Source organism: Iodobacter sp. BJB302, assembly GCF_002735645.1.
In the GTDB taxonomy this organism is placed as follows: Bacteria; Pseudomonadota; Gammaproteobacteria; order Burkholderiales; family Chitinibacteraceae; genus Iodobacter.
Map to the genome: position 1 here is coordinate 1 of NZ_PDZG01000154.1, position 2,254 is coordinate 2,254.

3 protein-coding genes are annotated in these 2,254 nt (G+C 44.2%); 2 read left to right on the top strand and 1 reads right to left on the bottom strand.

The genetic code is table 11. From position 1 onward, the window contains the following. Positions 1-103: 103 nt before the first annotated feature. Positions 104-538, bottom strand: a complete 435-nt coding sequence (locus tag CSQ88_RS22250) for a phage integrase N-terminal SAM-like domain-containing protein (protein WP_257212731.1) — start codon at positions 536-538, stop codon at positions 104-106. A gap of 169 nt (positions 539-707) precedes the next feature. Here CSQ88_RS22250 and CSQ88_RS22255 point away from each other — a divergent pair, with 169 nt between their 5' ends. After that, positions 708-1,478, top strand: coding sequence for a DUF6602 domain-containing protein (locus tag CSQ88_RS22255; RefSeq protein WP_099400242.1), 771 nt, complete (start codon positions 708-710; stop codon positions 1,476-1,478). Positions 1,479-1,716: 238 nt separating this feature from the next. Further along, on the top strand, positions 1,717-2,043 hold the full coding sequence (locus CSQ88_RS22260) for a hypothetical protein (protein WP_099400243.1): 327 nt from the start codon (positions 1,717-1,719) through the stop codon (positions 2,041-2,043). Positions 2,044-2,254 lie beyond the last annotated feature (211 nt).

Here is a 2,254-nt window from a genome sequence, read left to right on the forward strand (position 1 = left end):
CTCGGAACTGGAGCTGGCAAGATGAAGTGCAATTGAACCCCGACCGGGCTATTGAGCCTAAAACAAGCGAGGAATTACAGGTCGCTTAAATCGTAAAAACATCTCAACTATCTTGACAATTACCGCCCTCTAAAAGCCGCAAACCCGTGCCATACAATAAGCGCCCCACTAGCGACCACACCCCATCTAGCTCGGCTAGAATTTGCTGCACCTCTTTCGGCGTTAAAACCACCGGAAGGCGTTGGCTGGCCTTGGCGCTTACCACGTCTTTTAACCATGGCAAATTAATCTGCAGCACTTCACGGTAAAGAAATAGGAGCGCGGACTTAGCCTGATTCTGAGTCGACGCTGACACCTGCCTATTGACCGCAAGGTGGGTAAGGAAAGCCTCAATCTCGCTTTGCCCCATTTCCTGCGGATGACGCAGCTGATGATGGCGAATATAGCGCTTAATCCAATCCAGATAAGCCTGCTCGGTGCGCAAACTGTAGTGCAATATACGCAATCGATCGCGAACCTGATTCAACAGCAAGGACACGGTGGAAACCTCCGCTCAATCGGGTGTAGTATATCGGCATAAAATACTTCAGGCTGCGCCCGGAAAGGCATTACAAGGGGCTTAGCGTTTTTATACACCAAGGACGGTGGTTTATCTGCCGTTTTAGGGTGTCTACATCTTGTTAGCCTCTAAAGATAATTAGGATGTCATGGCAGATAAAAATCAATATCAAGCATTTCTAAGAGCAAAAGTAGCGGGAGCTATTGCGGACGCCCGAGCTGCTAGCAATTTAACTCATAGCGGGGTTAAAGGCTCAGTTCTTGAGATTTTAATCTCCAAGCTGTTTCGCCCTTTGCTCCCCTCAGATATTGGTGTTGGTACTGGACAAATAATTGAGCAGCATAGAGGAATAATGTCGACTCAAATGGATATTATCCTCTACGACAAATCAATAGTTCCTCCTATATCGTTTGATCAAAGCACAGGGATTTTTCCAATTGAGGCAGTCCTTTATACCATTGAGGTCAAGACAACGCTCAATGCAACAGAGCTTTCTATTGCACATGATAGTGCAAAGCTACTAACAGAATTCCGATACCTGCCAGGTTTAAAAAATGTGGATGGTTCAGAAAGGCATCATTCCATAGAAAAAGTTAGAAGTGTGGTTTTTGCCTTAAATTCAGATCTTTCAGGAAATAAATTAACCGAAGCTGAAAGATATGAAAAAATTTACAAGGGAAAAGGTGAGGCTGCACATATTAGGGCTATTTGTGTGGCTAGTCGTGAGTACTGGTATGACAATGGTGAGTATTGGGTTGCTTTCGACTCTGTCGATGACTTTGATGAAATATTAGGTTTTATTGGTGGGGTTACCAACACTTATAAATCGGTTGCTGCAAGTCGTCATAACCCTTTGCTGGGACATTACATTGTGCCGGAGGGGAGTGCTAAATTAGGCCCAAAAACAAGAGAGGATTAAACGCATTGAAATAATATGTGAATCCTGCAAAAAATCTCTTCAAATAAAACCGAATGTTGGAACACAAAATATCACAGTAAATGGCTCTATAAACAATAGCGAGCCATGCCAAGATTGCGGGGGCATGATGAAATCTAAAGCAGTGAAAAATTGGGGTCAGGTCTTGCATTAACATATTTTCAAATCCAGGCTGACTTTACTATGCGCTAATGCAAGACCTGACCCCAAGACCCCTAGGATGAATCAAAAGATAGATAACGTTCAAGACCCCAGTGGCGTAAAGCTTCGGTTGTCTGCGCAGCGAGCGCTGTGTGGCAATGTTCCGGGAACACTTAGATCAGTTTCCGTCGAATATCACGACACGGTCATCGCATGTCGATATGCGTTTGATGACGGAGCTACTACTTCAGAGATGGAACTGCTCAGTTGTGCCAGTACGGAAATCATTGCAGATTATCGTGAACCGTACACAATCACAGAGGAATTTGTGATTGTCCCTTTCCCAAGCAAACCGGAGTATTTGCGCTATCTCGTCTACATGCGCGCCGAAGATATTGTCGCCTAACATGGCACTCAAGCGAACTGGCCGGAACATATAGCATTTTTATCCAATTGCAGCGCAGGCCAGCTGCTTAATTTTGACGTTAGCCCCCAATGCTGTTCACTTTATAGTCAAATGATGGATAATTGATAGATAATTTCTTTTTTTCATTAATCATGAAGTATGGCGAGCAGAGCTGCACATTTGGAAGATTCGATTCGAATATCTGACTACT

Coding starts and splice junctions, on each gene's coding strand:
- CSQ88_RS22260 (WP_099400243.1), top strand. CDS start 1,717: ATGAATCAAAAGATAGATAACGTTCAAGACCCCAGTGGCGTAAAGCTT.
- CSQ88_RS22255 (WP_099400242.1), top strand. CDS start 708: ATGGCAGATAAAAATCAATATCAAGCATTTCTAAGAGCAAAAGTAGCG.